This is a genomic window from Pseudomonas jinjuensis (assembly GCF_900103845.1).
Taxonomy (GTDB): Bacteria; Pseudomonadota; Gammaproteobacteria; order Pseudomonadales; family Pseudomonadaceae; genus Pseudomonas; species Pseudomonas jinjuensis.
In genome coordinates this window covers 23,827-46,835 of the sequence record NZ_FNIJ01000022.1, presented here as the reverse complement: position 1 = coordinate 46,835, position 23,009 = coordinate 23,827, and the positions used below count along the sequence as shown (strand labels likewise).

The 23,009-nt window shown below is 67.1% G+C and carries 20 protein-coding genes and 2 tRNA genes; 14 read left to right on the top strand and 8 right to left on the bottom strand.

Annotated elements, in window-relative coordinates; genetic code table 11:
• Window positions 1-14: 14 nt before the first annotated feature.
• From BLR75_RS24115 to BLR75_RS24100, 4 genes are all read left to right on the top strand, one after another.
• Window positions 15-1,076: an imelysin family protein gene (locus BLR75_RS24115; protein ID WP_084314600.1), complete on the top strand. Its 1,062-nt coding sequence runs from the start codon at window positions 15-17 to the stop codon at window positions 1,074-1,076.
• 137 nt (window positions 1,077-1,213) lie between these two features.
• Window positions 1,214-2,308 carry a DUF1513 domain-containing protein gene (locus BLR75_RS24110; RefSeq protein ID WP_084314601.1) on the top strand — a complete coding sequence of 365 codons (1,095 nt, stop codon included), beginning with the start codon at window positions 1,214-1,216 and terminating at the stop codon, window positions 2,306-2,308.
• Between the two features lie 444 nt (window positions 2,309-2,752).
• Window positions 2,753-3,859 carry an efflux RND transporter periplasmic adaptor subunit gene (locus BLR75_RS24105; RefSeq protein ID WP_084314602.1) on the top strand — a complete coding sequence of 369 codons (1,107 nt, stop codon included), beginning with the start codon at window positions 2,753-2,755 and terminating at the stop codon, window positions 3,857-3,859.
• Between the two features lies 1 nt (window position 3,860).
• Window positions 3,861-6,923: a multidrug efflux RND transporter permease subunit gene (locus tag BLR75_RS24100; RefSeq protein WP_084314603.1), complete on the top strand. Its 3,063-nt coding sequence runs from the start codon at window positions 3,861-3,863 to the stop codon at window positions 6,921-6,923.
• A gap of 201 nt (window positions 6,924-7,124) precedes the next feature.
• Here BLR75_RS24100 and hemH read toward each other — a convergent pair whose 3' ends face one another.
• Both hemH and BLR75_RS24090 read right to left on the bottom strand, forming a co-directional pair.
• On the bottom strand, window positions 7,125-8,147 hold the full coding sequence (gene hemH / locus BLR75_RS24095) for a ferrochelatase (RefSeq protein WP_084314604.1): 1,023 nt from the start codon (window positions 8,145-8,147) through the stop codon (window positions 7,125-7,127).
• 34 nt (window positions 8,148-8,181) lie between these two features.
• Window positions 8,182-9,084 (bottom strand): TIGR01777 family oxidoreductase, encoded by a 903-nt coding sequence (locus tag BLR75_RS24090; RefSeq protein WP_084314605.1) that lies wholly within the window; start codon window positions 9,082-9,084, stop codon window positions 8,182-8,184.
• A 257-nt stretch (window positions 9,085-9,341) separates the two neighbouring features.
• Between BLR75_RS24090 and BLR75_RS24085 the strand changes: the two genes are divergently transcribed.
• Window positions 9,342-10,325, top strand: a complete 984-nt coding sequence (locus tag BLR75_RS24085; RefSeq protein ID WP_084314606.1) for an NAD(P)/FAD-dependent oxidoreductase — start codon at window positions 9,342-9,344, stop codon at window positions 10,323-10,325.
• 184 nt (window positions 10,326-10,509) lie between these two features.
• Window positions 10,510-11,442 (top strand): MerR family transcriptional regulator, encoded by a 933-nt coding sequence (locus BLR75_RS24080; RefSeq protein WP_084314607.1) that lies wholly within the window; start codon window positions 10,510-10,512, stop codon window positions 11,440-11,442.
• A 243-nt stretch (window positions 11,443-11,685) separates the two neighbouring features.
• Here the strand turns inward: BLR75_RS24080 and BLR75_RS24075 are convergent, their stop codons facing one another.
• The 6 genes from BLR75_RS24075 to hemA form a co-directional block, all read right to left on the bottom strand.
• A complete protein-coding gene (locus tag BLR75_RS24075) occupies window positions 11,686-12,207 on the bottom strand; it encodes an acyloxyacyl hydrolase (RefSeq protein WP_084314608.1) in 522 nt (173 codons plus the stop codon).
• Window positions 12,208-12,300: 93 nt separating this feature from the next.
• On the bottom strand, window positions 12,301-13,095 hold the full coding sequence (gene murI, locus BLR75_RS24070) for a glutamate racemase (protein WP_084314609.1): 795 nt from the start codon (window positions 13,093-13,095) through the stop codon (window positions 12,301-12,303).
• The gene (locus tag BLR75_RS24065; protein ID WP_084314610.1) at window positions 13,088-13,843 is read right to left on the bottom strand and encodes a molybdopterin-synthase adenylyltransferase MoeB; all 756 of its coding nucleotides are present in this window, start codon (window positions 13,841-13,843) and stop codon (window positions 13,088-13,090) included. The genes murI and BLR75_RS24065 overlap by 8 nt, the downstream gene beginning before the upstream one ends.
• A complete protein-coding gene (gene prmC / locus BLR75_RS24060; protein WP_084314611.1) occupies window positions 13,837-14,667 on the bottom strand; it encodes a peptide chain release factor N(5)-glutamine methyltransferase in 831 nt (276 codons plus the stop codon). Before prmC ends, BLR75_RS24065 begins: the two co-directional genes overlap by 7 nt.
• A gap of 16 nt (window positions 14,668-14,683) precedes the next feature.
• Window positions 14,684-15,766, bottom strand: a complete 1,083-nt coding sequence (gene prfA / locus BLR75_RS24055; protein ID WP_084314612.1) for a peptide chain release factor 1 — start codon at window positions 15,764-15,766, stop codon at window positions 14,684-14,686.
• On the bottom strand, window positions 15,763-17,031 hold the full coding sequence (gene hemA, locus BLR75_RS24050; protein ID WP_084314613.1) for a glutamyl-tRNA reductase: 1,269 nt from the start codon (window positions 17,029-17,031) through the stop codon (window positions 15,763-15,765). Before hemA ends, prfA begins: the two co-directional genes overlap by 4 nt.
• Before the next feature lie 105 nt (window positions 17,032-17,136).
• On the opposite strand from hemA, the gene BLR75_RS24045 reads away from it, so the two are divergent.
• From BLR75_RS24045 to pth, 8 genes are all read left to right on the top strand, one after another.
• The gene (locus tag BLR75_RS24045) at window positions 17,137-18,930 is read left to right on the top strand and encodes a tetratricopeptide repeat protein (protein WP_174688585.1); all 1,794 of its coding nucleotides are present in this window, start codon (window positions 17,137-17,139) and stop codon (window positions 18,928-18,930) included.
• Window positions 18,931-18,934: 4 nt separating this feature from the next.
• Window positions 18,935-19,564: a lipoprotein insertase outer membrane protein LolB gene (gene lolB, locus BLR75_RS24040; protein ID WP_084314615.1), complete on the top strand. Its 630-nt coding sequence runs from the start codon at window positions 18,935-18,937 to the stop codon at window positions 19,562-19,564.
• Between the two features lies 1 nt (window position 19,565).
• Entirely contained in the window at window positions 19,566-20,414 is an 849-nt protein-coding gene (gene ispE / locus BLR75_RS24035) for a 4-(cytidine 5'-diphospho)-2-C-methyl-D-erythritol kinase (protein WP_084314616.1), read from the top strand.
• Window positions 20,415-20,445: 31 nt separating this feature from the next.
• Window positions 20,446-20,520, top strand: a tRNA-Gln gene (locus BLR75_RS24030).
• 60 nt (window positions 20,521-20,580) lie between these two features.
• A tRNA-Gln gene (locus BLR75_RS24025) sits at window positions 20,581-20,655 on the top strand.
• A 53-nt stretch (window positions 20,656-20,708) separates the two neighbouring features.
• Window positions 20,709-21,650 (top strand): ribose-phosphate pyrophosphokinase, encoded by a 942-nt coding sequence (locus tag BLR75_RS24020; RefSeq protein WP_084314617.1) that lies wholly within the window; start codon window positions 20,709-20,711, stop codon window positions 21,648-21,650.
• A gap of 110 nt (window positions 21,651-21,760) precedes the next feature.
• Window positions 21,761-22,369 carry a 50S ribosomal protein L25/general stress protein Ctc gene (locus BLR75_RS24015; RefSeq protein ID WP_084314618.1) on the top strand — a complete coding sequence of 203 codons (609 nt, stop codon included), beginning with the start codon at window positions 21,761-21,763 and terminating at the stop codon, window positions 22,367-22,369.
• 38 nt (window positions 22,370-22,407) lie between these two features.
• The gene (gene pth, locus BLR75_RS24010) at window positions 22,408-22,992 is read left to right on the top strand and encodes an aminoacyl-tRNA hydrolase (protein WP_084314619.1); all 585 of its coding nucleotides are present in this window, start codon (window positions 22,408-22,410) and stop codon (window positions 22,990-22,992) included.
• Window positions 22,993-23,009: the final 17 nt, after the last annotated feature.

Genomic DNA, 23,009 nt, shown 5'->3' with positions numbered 1-23,009 from the left:
GGAGCCGATCCACGATGTTCCGTCCCCGCTTGCTGATCACCAGCCTCGCCATCGCCCTTGGCGCCTGCTCGCCGCAGGACCCGCAGGCGACCACCAGCGCCGCCCTGGCTCAGCAGGTGATCCTGCCGGCCTACGGCCGCTGGGTCGACGCCGACCGCAGCCTGGCCGCCAGCGCCCTGGCCTACTGCCAGGGCAAGGAAGACCTGGCCAGGGCGCGCGCCGACTTCCTCGCCGCGCAGAAGGCCTGGGCCGAGCTGCAGCCGCTGCTGGTCGGCCCGCTGGCCGAAGGCAACCGCTCCTGGCAGATCCAGTTCTGGCCGGACAAGAAGAACCTGGTGGCGCGCCAGGTCGAGCAGTTGCTCAACGCCAACCCGCAGGTCACCCCGGAGCTGCTGTCCAGGTCCAGCGTGGTGGTGCAGGGCCTGACCGCCTACGAATACATCCTCTACGACGCGAAGATCGACCTCGCCGACGCCGAGACCCGCGCCCGCTACTGCCCGCTGCTGGAAGCCATCGGCACGCACCAGCAGGCCCTGGCGGAAGACATCCTCGGCCGCTGGAAGAACGACGGCGGCATGCTCGCCCAGCTCAGCAAGTTCCCCAACGAGCGCTACGCCGATTCCCACGAGGCGATCGCCGAACTGCTGCGCGTGCAGGTCAACGCCCTCGACTTCCTCAAGAAGAAGCTCGGCACCCCGCTCGGCCGGCAGAGCAAGGGCATTCCGCAGCCGTTCCAGGCCGAGGGCTGGCGCAGCGACACCTCGCTGGCGAGCCTCGACGCCAGCCTCTCCGGCGCCCAGGCGCTGTGGAACGGCAACGACGGCAAGGGCCTGCGCGCCCTGCTGCCGAAGGAACAGCAGGACATCGCCGGCAGGATCGACGCCGCCTACGCCGACACCCATGGCAAGCTCGCCGCGCTGCAGCAGCCGCTGGGCGAACTGCTGAAGAACGAGGACGGCGTGCGCAAGCTGAACGAGCTGTACGACAGCCTGAACGTGGTGCACCGACTGCACGAAGGCGATCTGGCCAAGGCTCTCGGCGTGCAGCTCGGCTTCAACGCCAACGACGGCGACTGATCGGCTGCGCGTCGGCCATGCGTCGTTGGGGAGCCACGTCGAATTGCTCATTGGCTGGAGCCAACTCCGCATTCGCCGCGCCTCCCCGCCTCGCCTGGCTCTAGCTCGCTCGATCATTCACAGGAGAAGGAAAGGCAATGTTGCGACGTCACGTACTGGGCCTGGGCAGCCTGCTGCTCGGCGCCCTCACCCTCGGCGGCTGGACGCTGTCGCGCAAGGGCAGGGAGCCCCTGCTGCTGTCCGCCCGTGACGACGCGGACGGCAGACACTACGCGGTCGGCTACCGGCTCGATGGCACGCGGGTGTTCGCCACCGAGGTCGGCGTGCGCTGCCACGACGTCGTCCAGCATCCGCAACTGCCGCTGGCGCTGTTCGTCGCGCGGCGTCCGGGCCGGCACAGCTACCTGATCCATCTCGACGACGGCCGCCTGCTGCAGACCATCGACTCGCAGCCGGACCGGCACTTCTACGGCCACGGCGTCTGGCACAGGGACGGCGAGTGGCTGTACGCCACCGAGAACGACACCACCGATCCGGGGCGTGGCGTGCTCGGCGTCTATCGCTTCGACGGCGAGCAGCTTGTCCACAGCGACGAGGTTTCCACCCACGGCCTCGGTCCGCACCAGGTGTCGTGGATGCCCGACGGAGAAACCCTGGCGGTGGCCAACGGCGGCATCCGCACCGAGGCGGAAAGCCGCGTGGAGATGAACCTCGACGCCATGGAGCCGAGCCTGGTGCTGATGCACCGCGACGGCAGCCTGATGTCGAAGGAAACCCTGCCGCAGCAGATGAACAGCGTGCGTCACCTGGCGATCGCCGCCGACGGCACCATAGTCGCCGGCCAGCAGTACATGGGCGACGCCCACGACCACGCCGACCTGCTGGCGATCAAGCGCCCCGGCCAACCGTTCCAGCCCTTCCCGCTCGGCGAACAGCAGCGCCTGGCGATGGCCCAGTACACCGCCAGCGTGGCGATCCACAGCGACCTGCGCCTGGTCGCCCTGACCGCGCCGCGCGGCAACCGCTTCTTCATCTGGGACCTGGACAGCGGCGCCGTGCGCCTCGATGCGCCGCTGCCGGATTGCGCCGGCGTCGGCGCGGTGAAGGATGGCTTCGTCGTCACCTCCGGGCAGGGACGCTGCCGCCTCTACGACTGCCGCAGCGAACGCATCGCCGCCCAGCCGCTGGAGCTGCCGGCGGCGTTCTGGGACAACCATCTGCACATGGCCTGAGCGCCGGTTCCACGTAGGTACCGTGTCTCTACCCGTGGGGGCAAGGCCAGTGCGTAGGGTGGATCACGCTCCACCGATCCACCATGGCCGCGCATGCGGCCCCGCAATGGTGGATGAAAAGAGCCTCATCCACCCTACGTTTCTCTGGTCCCTGTGTTCCACGTAGGGCGGGTGCACCCGCCGCCCATTCTCGACACGAAGGCGGGTTTCACCCGCCCTACATCTATCGTTCCCCCCAAATTCCATTCCAATCCCCCCAGAAACAAGCCTTGTAACCCGCAGGACTTTGACGAACCGCAGCACTGGGACTAAGGTGCGCATCTGCCCCGCAACGGGGCACTTACAGGCTTCGAGGCCAGTCGAATGACAGGGACCCACGGGATCATCCGGCCACCCCGGACCCCGGCGAGTCGTCGACAGGCCCATACCAGGGAACAGGAACAGATGTTGCGCCGCATGCTGATCATGCTGGCCGTGGTTGCCGTTGTTCTAGCGGTACTCGCCGGCTTCAAATACCTTTCCATCCGCGAGCAGATCGCCATGTATTCCGCGCCGGTGCCGCCGGTCAGCGTGACCGCCGCGGCCGCGCAGGAACGCCTGTGGCAGAGCCGCCTGCCGGCCATCGGCACGCTGCGCGCCAACCAGGGCGTGACCCTCACCGCCGAGGTTTCCGGCACCGTGCGCGAGGTGCAGTTCGTCTCCGGCGACAAGGTGAAGGAAGGCCAGCCCATCGTGCAGCTGGAAAGCGCCGTCGAGGAAGCCACCCTGCGCACCGCCGAGGCGGACCTCGGTCTGGCCAGGGTGGAATTCGAGCGCGGCAGCAACCTGGTCAACCGCGGCGCCATCTCCAAGAGCGAGTACGACCGGCTTTCCTCCCAATACCAGCGCTCCGCCGCCACCGTCGCCCAGCTCAAGGCCGTGCTGGCGAAGAAGCGCATCCACGCGCCCTTCTCCGGCACCATCGGCATCCGCCAGGTGGATGTCGGCGACTACCTTTCGCCCGGCGACGCCATCGCCACCCTGCAGGATCTTTCCACCCTGCTGGTGGACTTCTTCCTGCCGGAACAGGACTTCCCGCTGCTCAAGCCCGGCCAGCAGGTCGCGGTGCGCGTGGCGGCCTATCCGGGTCAGGAATTCCACGCCCGCATCGAGGCGCTCAACCCGCGGGTGGACAACGAGACGCGCAACCTGCTGGTGCGCGCCAGCATGCCCAACCCCGACGGCAAGCTGCTGCCGGGCATGTTCGCCAACCTGGAGGTGCAGCTGCCGGACAGCGCCCGGCGCGTGGTGGTCCCGGAAACCGCGGTGGCCTTCACCCTCTATGGCAACTCGGTCTACGTGGTGACGCAGAAACAGGGCAAGGACGAGCCGGAGCTGGTCGTCGAGCGCCGCTTCGTCAAGGTCGGCGAACGCCGCGAAGGCCAGGCGGTGATCCTCGAAGGTCTCAAGGCCGGCGAGCAGGTGGTGACTTCCGGCCAGCTCAAGCTGGACAACGGCACCCACGTCACCGTGGTCGACCAGGGCCAGGCCCAGGCACAGCGGAGCGAGTGACATGCGATTCACCGATCCCTTCATCCGCCGCCCGGTGCTGGCGACGGTGGTCAGCCTGCTGATCGTCCTGCTCGGCATGCAGGCGTTCAGCAAACTGGTGATCCGCCAGTATCCGCAGATGGAAAACGCGCTGATCACCGTCACCACCTTCTACGCCGGTGCCAACGCGGAGACCATCCAGGGCTACATCACCCAGCCGCTGCAGCAGAGCCTGGCCAGCGCCGAAGGCATCGACTACATGACCTCGGTGAGCCGGCAGAACTACTCGGTGATCACCATCTACGCGCACATCGGCGCCAACACCGACCGCCTGGTGACCGAGCTGCTGTCGAAGATCGGCGAGGTGAAGACCCAGCTGCCGCCCGACGCCGAGGACCCGGTCCTCGACAAGGAATCCGCCGACGCCTCGGCGCTGATGTACATCAGCTTCTACAGCGAGCAGATGAACAACCCGCAGATCACCGACTACCTGTCGCGGGTGATCCAGCCCAAGCTCGCCACCCTGCCCGGCATCGCCGAGGCGGAAATCCTCGGCAACCAGCAGTTCGCCATGCGCCTCTGGCTCGACCCGGTGAAGATGGCCGCCTACGGCATCACCGCCGGCGACATCAACGACGCGGTGCGCCAGTACAACTTCCTCTCCGCCGCCGGCGAGGTGAAGGGCGAGATGGTGGTGACCAGCGTGAACGCCGCCACCGACCTGAAATCCCCCGAGGCCTTCGCCGCCATCCCGCTGAAGACCGTCGGCGACCGCCGCGTGCTGATGGGCGACGTGGCGCGCGTGGAACTGGGCGCGGCCAGCTACGACTCGATCAGCTCGTTCAACGGCATCCCCTCGGTGTACATCGCCATCAAGGGCACGCCGAGTTCCAACCCGCTGGACGTGATCAGGGAAGTGCGGGCGAAGATGCCCGAACTGGAAGAACAGCTGCCGCCGAACCTCAAGGTCTCCATCGCCTACGACGCCACGCGCTTCATCCAGGCCTCCATCGACGAGGTGGTGAAGACCCTCGGCGAGGCGGTGCTGATCGTCATAGTCGTGGTCTTCCTGTTCCTTGGCGCCTTCCGCTCGGTGCTGATCCCGGTGGTGACCATCCCGCTGTCGATGATCGGCGTGCTGTTCTTCATGCAGGCGATGGGCTACTCGATCAACCTGCTGACGCTGCTGGCGATGGTGCTCGCCATCGGCCTGGTGGTGGACGACGCCATCGTCGTGGTGGAGAACATCCACCGCCACATCGAGGAAGGCAAGACGCCGTTCGACGCCGCCATCGAGGGCGCACGGGAGATCGCCGTGCCGGTGGTGACCATGACCATCACCCTGGCCGCGGTGTATGCGCCGATCGGCTTCCTCAGCGGTCTCACCGGCGCGCTGTTCAAGGAGTTCGCCTTCACCCTGGCCGGCGCGGTGATCATCTCCGGCATCGTCGCCCTGACCCTGTCGCCGATGATGTGCTCGCGCCTGCTGCGCCACGACGAGAACCCCAGCGGCCTGGCGCATCGCCTGGACCTGATCTTCGAGGGCCTCAAGCGGCGTTACCAGCGCCTGCTGCATGCGACGCTGGACAGCCGGCCGGTGGTGCTGCTGTTCGCGCTGATCGTGATGGTGCTGATTCCGCTCATGCTGCTGCCGCAGTTCGTCAAGCGCGAACTCGCTCCCGAGGAGGACCAGGGCATCGTCTTCCTCATGTCCAATTCGCCGCAGACCGCCAACCTCGACTACCTGAACCGCTTCACCGCGCAGTTCGAGGAAGTCTTCAAGCGCTTCCCGGAGTACTACTCGTCGTTCCAGATCAACGGCTACAACGGCGTGCAGTCCGGCATCGGCGGCATGCTGCTGAAGCCGTGGGACGAGCGCGAACGCAGCCAGATGGAACTGCTCTTCGCGGTGCAGGCCGAGCTGGACAAGATTCCGGGGCTGCAGATCTTCGGCTTCAACCTGCCCTCGCTGCCCGGCACCGGCGAAGGCCTGCCGTTCCAGTTCGTGATCAACACGGCGAACGACTACCAGTCGCTGCTGCAGGTGGCCGAGCGGGTGAAGAAACGCGCCGAGCAGTCCGGCAAGTTCGCCTTCATGGACCTCGACCTGGCCTTCGACAAGCCGGAACTGGTGGTCGACATCGACCGCGCCAAGGCGGCGCAGATGGGCGTGTCCATGCAGGACCTCGGCATCGCCCTGGCCAGCCTGCTCGGCGAGGGCGAGATCAACCGCTTCACCATCGACGGCCGCAGCTACAAGGTGATCGCCCAGGTCGAGCGGCAGTATCGCGACAATCCCGGCTGGCTCGGCAGCTACTACGTGAAGAGCGAGAGCGGCCAGCTGGTTTCCCTGGCGACCCTGGTGCAGGTCCGCGAACACGCGCGGCCGCGCCAGCTCAACCAGTTCCAGCAGCTCAACGCGGCGACCATTTCCGGCATGCCGATGGTCAGCATGGGCGAGGCCATCGACACGGTGCGGCAGATCGCCGAGGAGGAAGCGCCGCGCGGCTTCACCTTCGACTACGCCGGCGCCTCCCGCCAGTACGTGCAGGAAGGCAGCGCGCTGATGCTCACCTTCGGCCTGGCGCTGGCGGTGATCTTCCTGGTGCTGGCGGCGCAGTTCGAGAGCTTCCGCGATCCGCTGGTGATCATGGTCACCGTGCCGCTGTCGATCTGCGGCGCGGTGGTGCCGCTGTTCCTCGGCCTGTCGAGCCTGAACATCTATACCCAGGTCGGGCTGGTGACGCTGATCGGGCTGATCAGCAAGCACGGCATCCTCATCGTCGAGTTCGCCAACCAGCTGCGCCGCGAGCGCGGCCTGCCGGTGCGCGAGGCCATCGAGGAAGCCGCGGCGATCCGCCTGCGCCCGGTGCTGATGACCACCGCGGCGATGGTCCTCGGCGTGATCCCGCTGCTGCTGGCCAGCGGCGCCGGCGCGGTGAGCCGCTTCGACATCGGCATCGTGATCGCCACCGGCATGAGCGTGGGCACGCTGTTCACCCTGTTCGTGCTGCCGTGCGTGTACACGCTGCTGGCGAAGAAGGAAATGAAGCCGGCCGGCGAGACGGTAGCGGTGCATTCGTAGGAGCGCACCTGGGCGCGACCGGTCGCGGGCATGGCCCCTACAGGTAATCCAGGGCCGCGATGCTTATCGTTCCCACGCTCCGTGGGAATGCAGCCCTCGACGCTCCCGCGTCGAGGGGACGCGGAGCGTCCCCGGATGGCTTCCCACGCGGGAGCGTGGGAACCATGAAATCCACCATCCCGCCGATCCGGCGCCTGCGTATCAAAGCGGCTCCGGCAACCGCTCGCACATCCGCGCCAGCGCCTGCGCCCAGGCGTCCTGGTCGTTCAGGCACGGCACCAGCACCAGTTCCTCGCCACCCGCCGCGCGGAACTGCTCGGCGCCGCGCTGGCCGATTTCCTCCAGGGTCTCGATGCAGTCGGCGACGAAGGCCGGGCACATCACCAGCAGGCGCTTCACGCCCTGCTTCGCCAGCTTGTCCAGCTGCGCCTCGGTGTAGGGTTCGATCCATTTCGCCCGGCCCAGGCGCGACTGGAACGACACCGACCAGCGCCCGTCCTCCAGCCCCGCGGCCGCGGCGAACTGCTCGGCGGTGCGCAGGCACTGGCTGCGGTAGCACAGCGCCAGGACGTCGTCGCGCACGTCGCGGCTGCTCATGGCGGCGAGGTCGTGCTGCGGGTCCTTGACCAGCTTGCTGATATGCCGCTCCGGCAGGCCGTGGAAGCTCAGCAGCAGGTGGTCGTGCGGCTGCGCCAGGTACGGCCGCACGCTGTCCACCAGCGCGGCACGGTACTCGGCCTGGTCGTAGAAAGGCGGCAACACCTCGATCTGCAGATGCATGCTGCGCTCGCGGATCACCCGCCGCGCTTCCTCGATGGCCGTGGTGGTGGTGCTTTCGGCGAACTGCGGGTAGAGCGGCGCGAAGGTCACCTTGCGCACGCCGTCGTCGCTCAGGCGCAGCAGTACCGATTCGATGGACGGCTCGCCGTAGCGCATGGCGAGTTCCACCGGCCCGTGCGGCCAGTGCGGGCGCATCGCTTCCTGCAGGCGGCGGCTGAGGACGATCAGCGGCGAGCCCTCCTCCCACCAGATCGAGGCATAGGCATGCGCCGACTCCGCCGGCCGCTTGCGCAGGATCAGCGACACCAGCAGCCGGCGCAGCGGCCACGGCAGGTCGACCACGTAGGGGTCCATGAGGAACTGGTCGAGGTAGCGGCGCACGTCCTCGACCCGGGTGGAAGCCGGCGAGCCCAGGTTGACCAGCAAGAGGGCATGATCGGTCATGCATCATCCTTAAGTGAGCGTTTTGCCGGCCCTCTCAACGATGTGACAGCACATCGGCGAGAGCCGCCGGCAGATCGTGGAAACGGAACTCGAAGCCCGCGTCCAGCAGCCGCTGCGGCACCACCCGCTGGCCGCCGAGCAGCAGCACCGACATCTCGCCGAGCAGCATGCGCAGGGCGAAGCCGGGTACGCCGAGGAGGGTCGGCCGCTGCAGGGCCTCGCCCAGCGCGCGGGTGAAATCGCGGTTGCGCACCGGCTGCGGCGCGCACGCATTATAAGGACCCTCGGCGTCCGCCCGCTGCAAAAGAAAGTCGATCAGCGCCACCTCGTCCTCTATATGCACCCAGGACATCCACTGCCGGCCATTGCCCAGCTGGCCGCCGGCGCCCATGCGGAAGGCCGGCAGCATCTTCTTGAGGAAACCGCCCTCCGGCGCCAGCACCAGCCCGGTACGCACCCGCACCACGCGGATGCCCAGCGCCTTGGCCTCGACCGCGACCTGTTCCCAGGCCAGGCACAGTTCGCTGGCGAAGTCCTCGCCGGCAGCGGCGCTGCCCTCGGTCAGCGGACGCTCGCCGGCATCGCCGTACCAGCCGACCGCCGAGCCGTTGATCAGCACCGCCGGTCGCTGGCTGCGCTGTTCCAGCCAGTGCACCAGGCGCTCGGTGAGGCGCACCCGGCTGTCCCACAGCAGCGCCTTGCGCTTGGCGCTCCAGGGCCGGTCGGCGATCGGTTCGCCGGCCAGGTTGACCACCGCGTCGAGCGTCTCGTCGCCGAACTCCTCGAAGCTGGCGATGCCGCGCACGTCCGCGCCGCACAGCTCCGCGACACGCTGCGGCCGCCGGCTGAGAACCGTCAGCCGATGGCCCGCCGCGCTCCAGTGACGGCACAGCCGCCGGCCGATCAGGCCCGTACCACCAGTCAACAGAATGTGCATGAGTACTCCTCCTTGCCTGCGCGCACTTACCATCAGTCTGGACGAGCGAACGAAGGTTGCATCGACATGCCTGATTAGCAACTGCCGCGTCTACGCTGTAGAAGGCCGGAAGCGCCGCCTCGTTCGCCGCGCGCAATCCCGGCCTTCGCCGAAGGCGGAGCGTGAACCCCGGTTGGCGAGACCTGTACAGATCGAAATCGCTGTACAACTCCCAGCAACTCGCTAACCTGAAAAAGAGAGACATGAAGAGGCACGTCATGAGCGCCCCCATCGCCATCATTGGCACCGGTATCGCCGGCCTTTCCGCCGCCCATGCCCTGCGCAACGCCGGACAGGATGTCCAGCTGTTCGACAAGGGTCACGGCACCGGCGGGCGCATGGCCAGCAAGCGCAGCGAGGCGGGAGTCCTCGACCTCGGCGCGCAGTATTTCACCGCCCGCGACCGCCGTTTCCTCGAAGCCGTGCAGAAATGGCGCGAGCAGGGCTGGGTGGCGGAGTGGACCCCGTCGCTCTACGAATACCGCGACGGCCACCTCAGTCCGTCCCCGGACGAGCAGCCGCGCTGGGTCGGCACGCCGCGCATGAGCGCGATCACCCGCGCCCTGCTCAACGACCTGACCGCCACCTTCTGCTGCCGCATCACCGAGGCCTACCGCGGTGAAGAGCACTGGCACCTGCAGGACGCCGAAGGCCAGACCCACGGGCCGTTCAGCCGCGTGCTGATCGCCACCCCGGCTCCGCAGGCCGCGGCGCTGCTGGCCGGTGCGCCGAAGCTGGCGGCCGCCGCGGCGAGCATCGCCATGGAGCCGTGCTGGGCCGTCGCCCTCGGCTTCGCCGAAGCGCTGCAGACGCCGGTACAGGGCTGCTTCGTCCAGGAAGGCCCGTTGTCCTGGCTGGCCAGCAACCGCTGCAAGCCGGGCCGCGACAACCAGCTGGACACCTGGGTGCTGCACGCCAGCAGCGCCTGGAGCCGGCAGCACATCGACATGCCGAAGGAACAGGTGATCGAGACCCTGCTCGGCGCCTTCGCCGAAATGATCGGCTGCTCGGTGCCCGCCCCCGACTTCAGCCTCGCCCATCGCTGGCTCTACGCGCGCCCGGCCGAGGCGCACCAGTTGGGCGCCCTCGCCGACGCCGGGCTGGGCATCTATGCCTGCGGCGACTGGTGCCTGAGCGGACGGGTGGAAGGCGCCTGGCTGAGCGGCCTGGAAGCCGCCCGCCGCCTGCTCGAACATCTCTGATCTGCCGCCATCGCCGGTCCAAAGGGCCGGCGATGGCATTTCAGCGGCACTTTCCTGTACATGCGGCTTCATCTGTACAGGAAGCTGCCCTTGCACTTGCTCCCCCTGATGGGAGGAGAGAGGCGTCCATGGAGTTCAGGCCCGGATTCGCCATCAGCCCCTGCCAGCCCGGCGGAATCTCCCCATGAGCAAGCGTGACGCCGTTCCCGCCGACAATCACCGCGACGGCGGCTGGCTGCCGATCCGCGAAGTGGCGCGGCGCACCGGGGTCAATCCGGTGACCCTGCGCGCCTGGGAACGCCGCTACGGCCTGGTGATCCCGCAGCGCACGGCCAAGGGGCACCGCCTCTACTCGCGCGATCACGTGGCGCAGATCCGCGACATCCTCACCTGGCTCAGCCGCGGCGTGGCGGTCAGCAAGATCCGCGACCTGCTGCAGAACGACGCGCCACAGGCCCCGGACAGCGCCTCGCCCTGGGCCGCCCTGCTCCAGCAGAGCCTCGACGCCATCGGCCGGATCGACGAGCAGCGGCTGGACGAGCTGTTCAATGCAGCCCAGGCCATCTACCCGGCGAGCACCCTGTGCGAACACTTCATGCAGCCGCTGCTGGAAGAACTCGAACGCCGCTGGCAGGGACAGTTCGGCAAGCAGATGGAGCGGGTGTTCTTCCTTTCCTGGCTGCGCAGCAAGTTCGGCACCCGTCTCTATCACCACAACCGCCAGCAGCCCGGCGCGCCGCTGCTGCTGGTGAACCAGTCGGACCTGGCGCTGGAACCGGGCCTGTGGCTCAGCGCCTGGCTGGCGAGCAGTTCCGGCTGTCCCATCGTGGTCTTCGACTGGCCGCTGCCACCCGGGGAACTGGCGCTCGCCGTGGAACGCCTGCAGGCGCGCGCGGTGCTGCTGTACTCCAGCCGCACGCTGAATCTCGCGCAATTGCAGCGCCTGCTGACCGGCATCGACTGCCCGCGGGTGATCGGCGGCGCGGCTGTGTGCATCCACGAACGGGAACTGGCCGAACTGGCCGGCAACAGCCCCGGCCTGCACCTGGCGCGCGACCCGCTCAGCGCATTGCAGGCACTGCGGGAGCTGCGGCTGCTGCAGAACATGGACGGTTGAGGGGGGCTATTTTGCCGATCCTACGGCTCGTCGCGGGCATGGCCCGCTCCTACAGGTTCGGCGGAGGCCGTTGTGGGTAGGGCGCATAACGCGCCAGCGTTATCCGCCATCCCAGCGGCACGGCCCCATCGGCGGATGAAGCGTTCCGCTTCATTCGCCCTACACCAGCAACTGCTGCAAGGGATCGAGCAGCCCCGCCGGAAAGAAGCCGGGCATGCAGCCCGGCTCCGCAAGCCACCCCGCTTACAGCGGCATGCTGTAGAACAGGCTGTACGACTCGATGCCGTCGTTGGGCTGCTTCAGGCCGGCATTGGAGTAATGCATGGCCCGTATGCCCACGGACTGGCCATTGCCGAACTTCATGCCGAAGCCGAGGCGATCCTCGAAGTTGAAGGCGACGCCGAGATTCTGCCCAGCCACGTCCGCATGGTTGAACGCCGCCAGACCGATGCCCGCCTCGATGAAGGGCTTCACCGAGTCGCCGGAGAACTCGTAGACGAATACCGGAGTGAGCGACACGGAGTGGCGGGCGCCGCTGCCATCGCCGGCTTCCCAGAAGGTGTAGCCGGCATCCCAGTAGCCGGTCAGGCGCCCGGTACTGCTCTCCCACCAGCTCCTGTCCCAGTCGTAGCCAAGTCCGAGCCTGAAGTTGTAGGTACCTTCACCGGTCGCTCCGACTGAGGTCGACAGATCGGCTGCCTGTACGCTGAAAGACTGACCGAGGAAAAGCGCCGTCAATGCAGTGCACGCGAGTACTTTCTTCATCGCAACATCCTTATAGAAAGCCGAACTAAAAAACGTGGCGTTTAGCTATCGATTAAAGCAGATAAACGACCATTTCCATGAGAACTATCCGAATCATCCCGCAAAGAAACTGACTCTTTCGTCAGATCCCCACAGCACCGGAATGACGCGCTCCATGGTTTCGACCGGGCCGGTCGTCCAGAACTCACTTTTTTTCGCCGGGCCGTCGGCAGCGAGCCGCCGCGCCAGCAATACGCGTTCGAGCTGGCGCGCCACTGCGGCGCCGGTATCGACCAGGGAAATCCCGGCAGGCACCAGTTCGCGCAGCAGCGGCTTGAGGAACGGATAGTGGGTGCAGCCGAGGATCAGCGTGTCGCAGCCCTCGGCCAGCAGCGGCTCGACGAAGCCCTGGAGCAGTTCGCGGGTCTGCGGGCCGGAAAGATCGCCGGCCTCGATGCGCTCCACCAGCCCCGGACACGGCCGGGTGATCACCCGCACGTCGCTGGCGAAGCGGTCGAGCAAGGCGGCGAAGCGCGCGCTTTTCAGCGTCCCGGTAGTGGCCAGCACGCCGACCACGCCGCTGCGGGTGGCCTCGGCGGCGGGTTTCACCGCCGGCTCCATCGCCACGATGGGCACGTGCGGATAAACCTCGCGCAGATCGGCGGCGGCCGCCGCGGTGGCGGTGTTGCAGGCGATCACCAGCGCCTTGGCGCCGCGTCCGAGAAGGAAGTCGGCGATGGCGTGGCAGCGCGCGCGGATGAATTCCGGAGTCTTCTCGCCATAGGGCACGTGGCCGCAGTCGGCGAGATAGATCAGCGATTCCTGCGGCAGGCGTGCATGGATCTCATGGAGGACGCTCAGGCCGCCGACGCCGGAATCGAACACTCCGATCGGCGCCGGGTCAGGCATGCGCGCCCCCGCATACCGGGCATTGCGGATCGCGCTTGACCCGCAACTCGCGGAAGCGCGTGCCGAGGGCGTCCACCAGCAGCAGGCGACCCACCAGCGGCTCGCCGAAACCGGCCAGCAGCTTCAGCGCCTCCAGCGCCTGCAGGCTACCGACCAGCCCCACCAGCGGGCCGACCACGCCGGCCTCGCTGCAGGTCAGCTCGGCTTCGCTGCCGTGGCCGTAGAGGCAGTGGTAGCAGGGGCTTTCGGCGCGACGCGGATCGAACACCGAGAGCTGGCCTTCCAGGCGGATCGCCGCACCGCTCACCAGCGGCTTGCCGGCGGCCACGCAGGCGGCGTTGACCGCCTCGCGGGTGGAGAAGTTGTCGCAGCAGTCGAGCACCACGTCGACCGCCGCCACCACGTCGGCCAGGGAGTCCTCGTCCAGCGCGCGCGGATGGGCGACCAGGCGGACTTCCGGATTCAGCGCGCCGAGGCGGGCGATGGCCGAGTCGACCTTGGTCTGCCCCACGCTCTGGCTGTCGTGGACGATCTGCCGCTGCAGGTTGGTCAGGTCGACGCTGTCGAAGTCCGCCAGGTGCAGTTCGCCGACGCCGGCCGCGGCCAGGTACAGCGCCACCGGCGAGCCGAGTCCGCCCAGGCCGACGATCAGCGCGCGGCCCTGTTTCAGGCGCAGCTGGCCGTCGACGTCGATCTGCGGCAGCAGGATCTGCCGGCTGTAGCGCAGCAGTTCGGCATCGCTCAGCATGACCAGCGCCCCAGGCTGATGCGTTCGTGGCCGCCGAGGTCGCGGCGGCTTTCCACCGCGGTGAATCCGCGGCCGAGCAGCAGGTCGCGCACCGCGGCAGCCTGGTCGTATCCGTGTTCGAGCATCAGCCAGCCCTCCGGCTCCAGATGATTCGGCGCCTGGTCGACGATCAGGCGGATGTCGTCGAGCCCATCGCGCCCGGAAACCAGCGCGCTCGACGGTTCGAAGCGTACATCGCCCTCGCGCAGATGCGGGTCCTCGCTGGGGATGTACGGCGGGTTGCTGACGATCAGCGCGAAGCGCTCGCCGGCCAGGACGGAGAACCAGTGGCTCTGGCGGAAGGCGACGTTGTTCAGGCGCAGGCGCGCGCGGTTGCGTTCGGCCAGGGCCACCGCCTCGGCGATGCGGTCGACGCCGGTGATGCGCCAGCTCAGCCGCTCGCAGGCCAGCGCCAGGGCGATGGCGCCGGTGCCGGTGCCGAGGTCGAGCACGCTGGCGGGACTGGCCGGCAGCAGCTGCAGCGCGGTTTCCACCAGCAGTTCGGTATCCGGACGCGGGATCAGGGTGTCCTTGCCGACTTCCAGGTCGAGGCTCCAGAAGCCCTGGCGGCCGAGGATGTAGGCCACCGGCTCGCCGGCGCGGCGGCGTTCCAGCCAGCCTTCGAAGCGCTCGCGCGCCTCGCGGTCGACCAGCCGCTCCGGCCAGGTGCGCAGGAAGCTGCGCGGCTTGCCCAGCGCCGCCGCCAGCAGCAGTTCGGCGTCCAGGCGCGGGCTCGGCGAGTCGGGCAGCCGCGCGTCGTTGAGCAGGGTGATGATGGTCGCCATGGCTGTCGTGAATCCGTCAATCGCCCAGGGCGGCCAGCTGGTCGGCCTGGTACTCCTGGAGCAGCGGCTCGATGACCTGTTCCACCGAGCCTTCCATCACTTCGCCCAGGGAATAGAGCGTGAGGTTGATGCGGTGGTCGGTCACCCGGCCCTGCGGGAAGTTGTAGGTGCGGATGCGCTCGGAGCGGTCGCCCGAGCCCACCAGCAGCTTGCGCGTGCTGGCGATCGCCTGCTGCGCGGCGGCCTGCTGCTGGTCGTTGAGCTTGGCCGCCAGCCAGGACATGGCCTTGGCGCGGTTCTTGTGCTGCGAGCGCTCTTCCTGGCATTCGACCACGATGCCGGACGGAATATGGGTGATGCGCACCGCCGAGTCGGTCTTGTTGACGTGCTGGCCACCGGCGCCGGAGGAACGGTAGGTGTCGACGCGCAGGTCGGCCGGGTTGATCTCGATGGCCGCCTGCTCGTCCGGCTCCGGCAGCACCGCCACGGTGCAGGCGGAGGTGTGGATGCGGCCCTGGGATTCGGTTTCCGGCACCCGCTGCACGCGGTGCGCGCCGGATTCGAACTTCAGCTTGGCGTAGACGTTGTCGCCCTCGACGCGGGCGATGACTTCCTTGAAGCCGCCGTACTCGCCCTCGTTCTCCGAGAGGATTTCCACCCGCCAGCCCTGGCGCTCGGCGTAGCGCGAATACATGCGGAACAGGTCGCCGGAGAAGATCGCCGCCTCGTCGCCGCCGGTGCCGGCGCGGATTTCGAGGAACACGTTGCGCTGGTCGTTGGGGTCCTTCGGCAGCAGCATGCGCTGCAGGCTGTCTTCCAGTCCGGCGATGCGCGCCCTGGCGCTGGCGACCTCTTCCTCGGCCATCTCGCGCAGGTCCGGGTCGCTGTCCTTGAGCAGCGCCTGGGCGCCTTCGAGGTCGTCCTGCACCTTGCGGAACTCGCGGAAGGCGAGGATCACCGGCTCGACTTCGGCGTATTCGCGGGAGTAGGCGCGGAACTTGGTCTGGTCGCTGATCACTTCGGCGTCGCCGAGCAGAGCGGTGAGCTCCTCGTAGCGATCGCTCAGGATGTCCAGCTTTTTCAGCAGGGAGGCTTTCATCGCTTGTCGGTGCCCTCCTCGAGGGCGAACAGTTCCTGGGCCAGGGTCAGCGCATCGATGCGGCCCTCGGCGGACAGTTTCTTCAGCTGCACGCTGGGCGCATGCAGCAGCTTGTTGGTCAGGCCGCGGGCGAGCTGGGCGAGGATTTCCTGCGGGTCGCTGCCGTTGGCCAGCAGGCGCTGGGCCTTCTGCAATTCCTCGTCGCGCAGGCGCTCGGCCTGCTGGCGGTAGGCGCGCAGCACGTCCACCGCGGCCAGTTCGCGCAGGCGCTGCATGAAATCGTCGACGCCGCTGCCGACCAGTTCCTCGGCCGCCTGCGCCGCGCCCTGGCGGCTCTTCATGTTCTCCGCCACGACTTCGTGGAGGTCGTCGACGCTGTACAGGTAGACGTCGTCCAGTTCGCCGACTTCCGGCTCGATGTCGCGCGGCACGGCGATATCGACCATGAACATCGGCTTGTGCCGGCGCAGCTTGAGCGCGCGTTCCACCGCACCCTTGCCGAGGATCGGCAACTGGCTGGCGGTGGAGCTGATGACGATGTCGCTGTGCACCAGCTCGTCGGGGATGTCCGCCAGCAGCACCGCATGCGCGCCGAACTGCTCGGCCAACTGGCTGGCGCGCTCGAGGGTGCGGTTGGCGACCACGATGCGCTTCACGCCCTGCTCGTGCAGGTGGCGGGCGACCAGGGTGATGGTCTCGCCGGCGCCGATCAGCAGCGCCTGGCTGCGGGTCAGGTCGGCGAAGATCTGCCGCGCCAGGCTCACCGCGGCGAAGGCCACGGACACCGGGTTCTCGCCGATGGCGGTGTCGGTGCGGATGGTCTTGGCGGTGCTGAAGGTGGCCTGGAACAGCCGGCCGAGCATCGGGCCGACGGTCCCGGCCTCGCGCGCCACGGCGTAGGCGGACTTCATCTGGCCGAGGATCTGCGGCTCGCCGAGGACCATGGAGTCGAGGCCGGCGGCCACGCGCATCATGTGCCGCACGGCGTCCGCGTCCTCGTGCACGTAGGCGCAGGAGCGCAGCTCGTCGACGGTCACGCGCTGGTAATCGGCGAGCCAGGCGAGGATTTCTTCCGCGTCGGGATGTTCCTGCTCCAGGTAGAGTTCGCTGCGGTTGCAGGTGGAGAGGATCGCCGCCTCGCGGCTGGGCGTGAGGCGGCAGAGCATCTGCAGCGCCTCGACCATCTGTTCGGGGGTGAAAGCCACGCGCTCGCGGACGGCCACGGAGGCGGTCTTGTGGTTGATGCCGAGAGCAATGAAGGCCATGCAGAATCGCTGAACTGATCGGGAAGCGGGCAATTGTCCTACGTCGACCGGGCGAGGACAACTACCAGCGATGCATCGCGCGCCCGAGCCGGGCCGGGTTTCCCCATGGGCTTGCAACTTTCCTTATGTCATGATGATCAACACCCTCGCAGGCAAGGCCATCTTCTTTCCTTTATGAACAAGTCTCTAGCGCTGCTGACCGCTCTGCTGCTGCTCGGCGGCTGCCAGTCGATGTTGCACAAGACCCAGGACGGTCCCTCCACGGCGAAGGAAAACGCCGCAGTCGCCGAGAAGCCCGAGAAGTACGGCTCGTTCAGCGAAGAGACCCTCTATTCCCTGCTGGTGGCCGAGCTCGCCGGCCAGCGCAACCGCTTCGACATCGCCCTCGCCAACTACGTCGAACAGGCCCGCGCGACCCAGGACCCCGGCGTCGCCGAACGCGCCTTCCGCATCGCCGAATACCTCGGCGCCGACCAGGAAGCCCTGGACACCTCGCTGATCTGGGCGCGCAGCGCGCCGGACAACCTCGACGCCCAGCGCGCCGCCGCCATCCAGCTGGCGCGCACCGGGCAGTACGACGAATCCATGGTGTACATGGAGAAGGTCCTCAACGGCCAGGGCGACACCCACTTCGACTTCCTCGCGCTGTCCGCCGCGGAAACCGATCCGGATACCCGCGCCGGCCTGCTGCAGAGCTTCGACCGGCTGCTGAAGAAATACCCGGACAACGGCCAGCTGCTGTTCGGCAAGGCGCTGCTGCTGCAGCAGGACAACCGCCCGCAGGAAGCGCTGCAGCTGCTCGAGGACAACGCCGCCAGCCGCCACGAAGTCGCCCCGCTGCTGCTGCGCGCGCGCCTGCTGCAGAGCATGAAGCGCAGCGAAGACGCCCTGCCGCTGCTGAAGAACGGCATCAAGGAGCACCCGGACGACAAGCGCGTGCGCCTGGCCTATGCGCGCCTGCTGGTGGAACAGAATCGCCTGGACGACGCCAAGGCGGAATTTTCCGCGCTGGTCGAGCAATTCCCCGATGACGACGACCTGCGCTTCTCCCTGGCGCTGGTGTGCCTGGAAGCCCGGGCCTGGGACGAGGCGAAGGTCTACCTGGACGAACTGGTGGAACGCGACAGCCACGTCGACTCCGCGCACTTCAACCTGGGCCGCCTGGCCGAGGAACAGAAGGACCCGGAACGCGCGCTGCGCGAATACGCTCAGGTCGGTCCGGGCAACGACTTCCTTCCGGCGCAGCTGCGGCAGACGGAAATCCTCCTCGCCGCCAAGCGCGTCGACGAAGCCTCCCGGCGCCTCGCCGAAGCCCGCGACCGCCAGCCCGACTACGCCATCCAGCTCTACCTGATCGAGGCGGAAGGCCTGTCCAACCGCGGCGAAGTCGAGCGCGCCTGGCAGACCATAGAAAAGGCCACCCGGCAGTTCCCGGACGATCTCAACCTGCTCTACACCCGCTCCATGCTCGCCGAGAAGCGCAACGACCTGGCGCAGATGGAGAAGGACCTGCGCTTCATCATCGATCGCGAGCCGGACAACTCCATGGCGCTGAATGCCCTCGGCTACACCCTGGCCGACCGCACCACCCGCTACGCCGAAGCCCGCGACCTAATCCAGAAGGCCCACCAGCTGAACCCGGAAGACCCGGCGATCCTCGACAGCCTGGGCTGGGTCAACTATCGCCTGGGCAATCTCAGCGAGGCGGAAAGCTATCTGCGCCAGGCCCTGGAACGCTTCCCCGACCACGAAGTCGCCGCCCACCTGGGCGAAGTGCTCTGGGCCCAGGGCAAGCAGGGCGAAGCCCGCAAGGTCTGGGCGAGCGCGCTGCAGAACCAGCCCGACAGCACCGTACTGCGCGACACACTGATCCGCCTGACCGGCTCCGGAACCCTGTAAGACCATGCGCTTGAAGAATCTCCTCGCCGCCGCCGCCCTCCTCACCCTGGCCGGCTGCGCCGGCATCGGCACCCAGGAAGCCCTGCAGGGCCAGGGCGATGCCGCCACCTGGAAGGCCCACAAGATGCAGATCGCCGCCCTCGACGGCTGGCAGATCGACGGCAAGGTCGGCATCCGCGCACCGAAGGATTCCGGCAGCGGCACGCTGTTCTGGCTGCAGCGCCAGGGCTACTACGACATCCGCCTGTCCGGCCCGCTGGGCCGCGGCGCGGCGCGCCTTACCGGCCGCGAAGGCGCGGTGACCCTGGAAGTCGCCGGCCAGGGACGCTTCCAGGCGGTCTCGCCGGAAGCGCTGCTGGAAGAACAGCTCGGCTGGCGCCTGCCGGTGTCCCACCTGCTCTGGTGGATTCGCGGCCTGCCCGCGCCGGACAGCAGGAGCCGCGTGACCCTCGACAGCGACAGCCGCCTCGCCCACCTGGAACAGGACGGCTGGCAGGTCGAATACGGCAGCTACAGCCAGCAGGCCGGCTACTGGCTGCCGGAGCGCATGAAGCTGCACGGCCAGGACCTCGACGTGACCCTGGTGATCAAGGCCTGGCAGCCGCGTCAGCTCGGCCAGCAAGCGAAGCAATGACATGCAGCCCCGCCTGACCCTGCCGGCCCCGGCCAAGCTCAACCTGTTCCTGCACATCCTCGGCCGCCGTCCCGACGGCTACCACGAGTTGCAGACGCTGTTCCAGTTCCTCGACCACGGCGACGAACTGCACTTCGCCCTGCGCGAGGACGGCGAAATCCGCCTGCACAGCGACATTCCCGGCGTCCCCCACGACAGCAACCTGATCGTCCGCGCCGCGCGCCGGCTGCAGGAGCAATCCGGCTGCGCCCTGGGCGCCGACATCTGGCTGGACAAGCGCCTGCCCATGGGCGGTGGCATCGGCGGCGGCAGCTCCGACGCGGCCACCACCCTGCTCGGCCTGAATCACCTGTGGAAACTCGACTGGAGCGAGGACCGCCTGGCCGAACTCGGCCTGACGCTGGGCGCCGACGTACCGGTGTTCGTGCGCGGACGCGCGGCCTTCGCTGAAGGGGTCGGCGAGAAGCTCACTCCGGTCGAGCTGGAGGAGCCCTGGTTCCTCGTCGTTGTGCCGCAAGTCTTTGTCAGCACAGCAGAAGTTTTCTCCGATCCCGAGTTGACACGGGATACTCCGCCCATTAAAGTTCGCAGCCTTCTCGGGGTGGACGGTCATAACGACTGCCAGCCGGTCGTCGAGAAGCGTTACCCAGATGTACGTAACGCGCTGATCTTGTTGAATAATTTCACATCAGCTAAATTGACCGGCACCGGAGCTTGTGTGTTTGGGAGCTTCCCAAACCGAGGCGATGCTGATAAAGTTCGCCGCCAACTTCCGGCCACTCTGCCGAGTTTCGTCGCCCAGGGTCGCAACATCTCGATGTTGCATCGCAAGCTTCGGAGCCTGGCCTGAGAAGAATGCATTGCATTCGGTTTTACGATACAGGGGCGTCGCCAAGCGGTAAGGCAGCAGGTTTTGATCCTGCCATGCGTTGGTTCGAATCCAGCCGCCCCTGCCATTATCCTTCTGGGTTTCACGTACAGCGTAACGAAGGCACTGCACCGCGAGTTAAAGATACAGGGGCGTCGCCAAGCGGTAAGGCAGCAGGTTTTGATCCTGCCATGCGTTGGTTCGAATCCAGCCGCCCCTGCCATTTTCCTTCTGGCTCAACCGGGCCTACCTTCAAGCCGACACAGGTACTGCAGCGTGTCCAAAATGATGGTTTTCACGGGGAACGCCAACCCCGATCTGGCACGCCGTGTCGTTCGCCAACTGCATATTCCCCTCGGTGACGTTTCCGTCGGCAAGTTCTCCGACGGCGAAATCAGTGTCGAAATCAACGAGAATGTCCGCGGTAAGGACGTCTTCCTGATTCAGCCGACCTGCGCACCGACCAACGATAACCTGATGGAACTGGTGGTGATGGCTGACGCCTTCCGCCGCTCCTCGGCTACTCGTATCACTGCAGTGATCCCCTACTTCGGCTATGCCCGCCAGGACCGCCGTCCGCGTTCCGCCCGTGTGGCGATCAGCGCCAAGGTCGTCGCCGACATGCTGACCGTCGTCGGCGTCAACCGTGTTCTCACCGTTGACCTGCACGCCGACCAGATCCAGGGCTTCTTCGATATCCCGGTAGACAACATCTACGGCTCGCCGGTACTGGTGGACGATATCGAGGACCAGCGCTTCGAGAACCTGATGATCGTTTCCCCGGACATCGGTGGCGTGGTGCGCGCTCGCGCCGTCGCCAAGTCCCTGGGCGTCGATCTGGCGATCATCGACAAGCGTCGTCCGAAAGCCAACCAGTCCGAAGTCATGCACATCATCGGTGATGTCGAAGGCCGTACCTGCGTACTGGTCGACGACATGGTCGATACCGCCGGCACCCTCTGCCACGCCGCCAAGGCGCTGAAGGAGCACGGCGCCGCCAAGGTCATCGCCTACTGCACCCACCCGGTGCTGTCCGGCCGTGCCATCGAGAACATCGACAAATCCGTGCTGGACGAGCTGGTGGTGACCAACACCATCCCGCTGTCCGCCGCTGCCCAGGCCTGCGGCCGCATCCGTCAACTGGACATCGCTCCGGTCGTCGCCGAAGCCGTACGCCGGATCAGCAACGAAGAATCGATCAGCGCCATGTTCCGCTGAGGAACATGCCCTGACGAGAAGTGCTCCGCCCTCGTGGCGGAGTTTTTTGCAGATTCGCCCGAACGCTGGTCGCAAGCGCTCGGGCGATCTTGTCATTCTGGAGATACAAAATGGTTGAGTTTGTTCTGAATGCCCAAGCGCGTTCCGATCTGGGGAAAGGTGCGAGCCGCCGCCTGCGTCGTAACGCCGGTCTGGTTCCGGCTGTGATCTACGGTGGCGACAAGGCCCCGGCATCCGTCACCCTGGAACTGCGCGAAATCGCCAAACTGCTGGAAAACGAGGCTGCCTTCAGCCACGTGATCAACCTGAACGTCGATGGCGTCAAGGAAACCGTACTGATCAAGGCTCTGCAGCGCCACCCGGCCAAGGGCTTCGTGATGCACGCCGACTTCCTGCGCGCTGTTGCCGATCACAAGCTGACCGCCCACGTTCCGCTGCACTTCATCAACGAAGACGTAGCCGTTGGCGTCAAGCAGGGCGGTGGCGAGATCTCCCACGTCATTTCCGAAGTCGAAGTTTCCTGCCTGCCGAAAGACCTGCCGGAATTCATCGAAGTCGACCTGGCCAAGGTGGAAGTCGGCCAGATCGTTCACCTGTCCGACCTCAAGGTCCCGGCCGGTGTCGAACTGGTTCAGCTGGCCCACGGCAATGACCTGGCCGTAGCCAACATCCACGCTTCCCGCGTGGTGAAGGAAGAAGGCGAAGGCGCCGCCGAGTAATCCGTTACTCGCCAGCCTTTGAGGAGAGGGCCCCCGTCGTGACTGCCGTACAACTGATCGTCGGCCTGGGTAATCCAGGCCCCGAATACGACCAGACCCGGCACAACGCGGGGGCCCTTTTCGTTGAGCGCCTGGCCGACGCGCAGCGCGCCAGCCTCAGCGTCGAGAAGAAATTCTTCGGCCTGGTCGGCAAGTTCAGCCATCAGGGCCGCGACGTTCGTCTGCTCATCCCCACCACCTACATGAACCGCAGCGGCCAGGCCGTGGCGGCGCTCGCCGGTTTCTATCGCATTCCGGTCGAAGCCATCCTGGTGGCCCACGACGAACTCGACATGCCTCCCGGCGTCGCCAAGCTCAAGAAGGGCGGCGGGCACGGCGGGCACAACGGGTTGCGCGACATCATCGCCCAACTCGGCAACCAGAATTCGTTCCACCGCCTGCGGCTTGGCATCGGCCATCCGGGGCACAGCAGCCTGGTTTCCGGCTACGTACTCGGCCGCGCCCCGCGCAGCGAGCAGGAGTTGCTGGACACCAGCATCGATTTCGCCCTCGGCGTGCTGCCGGAAATGCTCGCAGGTGACTGGACCAAGGCGATGCAGAAGCTGCACAGCCAGAAGGCCTGACCCGTTCCCCCAGAGGT